This is a genomic window from Mesorhizobium sp. M7A.F.Ca.US.006.04.2.1 (assembly GCF_004022915.1).
GTDB lineage: Bacteria > Pseudomonadota > Alphaproteobacteria > Rhizobiales > Rhizobiaceae > Mesorhizobium > Mesorhizobium ciceri.
Genome location: NZ_RZQA01001373.1, coordinates 1 through 970, shown reverse-complemented (window position 1 = coordinate 970; position 970 = coordinate 1). Strand labels below are relative to the sequence as shown.

At 66.2% G+C, this 970-nt stretch carries 1 protein-coding gene and 1 pseudogene; one reads left to right on the top strand and one right to left on the bottom strand.

Annotation, left to right across the window (positions count from 1 at the left end; all coding sequences use genetic code 11):
- Positions 1 to 599, bottom strand: a 599-nt coding sequence (locus EN925_RS37390) for a cytochrome c family protein (RefSeq protein ID WP_164894741.1), incomplete at its 3' end; no start/stop codon positions are given.
- A gap of 193 nt (positions 600 to 792) precedes the next feature.
- On the opposite strand from EN925_RS37390, the pseudogene EN925_RS37385 reads away from it, so the two are divergent.
- Positions 793 to 970: pseudogene (locus tag EN925_RS37385) on the top strand (NTP transferase domain-containing protein); the annotation flags it as partial.

Below are 970 nucleotides of genomic sequence, written 5' to 3'. Positions count from 1 at the left end.
GCCGGAGCGGCTGCATCGGCAGGCTTGGCGCCTGCATCGGCGGCAGCCCCTGGTGCCGGCAGCGGCTTGGGATTGTCGGACAGCGTGCGCAGATAGGCGATGACGTTGGCGCGGTCCTCGTCCTTGGGCAGGCCGGCGAAGCCCATGGCGGTGCCCTTCACGAATTTCTTCGGCGAGGTGATGAAGTGGTTGATGTTGTCGTAGGTCCACTTCTCGGTGCCGCCCTTGGAGAATTCCTTCATGCCGGCCGAATAGGCAAAGCCTTCATGCTCGGCGACCGGGCGGTCGACGAGGTCCCACAGGTCCGGGCCGACCTTGTTGGGGCCGCCCTTTTCGCCGGAATGGCAGGCCTGGCACTTCTTGAAGACGGCGGCACCCTGCTCGACATTGGCGGTCGCCAGCAGATCGGCGATCGGCTTGGCCGCGGCGGCGGGCGCGGCCGGACCGCCTTCGGCGGGCTCGGCGGCCTCGATGGCGAAACCAGGCTTTTCCGGCGCCGGCGACGCAAACAGCGCATCGGACACAATGCCGACCGAGAAGACGACGAAAACGGTTCCGAGCAATCCGGCGAGCAGTTTGTTGACTTCGTTGGAATCCATACGCCCCTTGCTCCCTTTTCCGGCGGACAGAACCGTCCACTCCGTCCGTCGGTATCGTGACCCGCCCTGCCAGGGCGGTCAAATCGGGCGGAAACTAGGTCTTTTGCTGCGGCGTTGCAACACCTATAAGGGCGCTTCCAGTGAGACCTTTTGCCACTTTCCCTGTCCTCTTTCGAGACGCCTTGCACCCGAAATGTCCACGCTGATCCTGATCCCGGCCCGCATGGCTTCGACCCGCCTGCCGGGCAAGCCGCTGGCCGACATCGCCGGCGCCCCGATGATCGTCCATGTCGCCCGCCGCGCCGCCGAAGCCGGCCTTGGCCGGGTGGTGGTGGCGACCGACACGCAAAGCGTGGCGCAAGCGGTGCGCG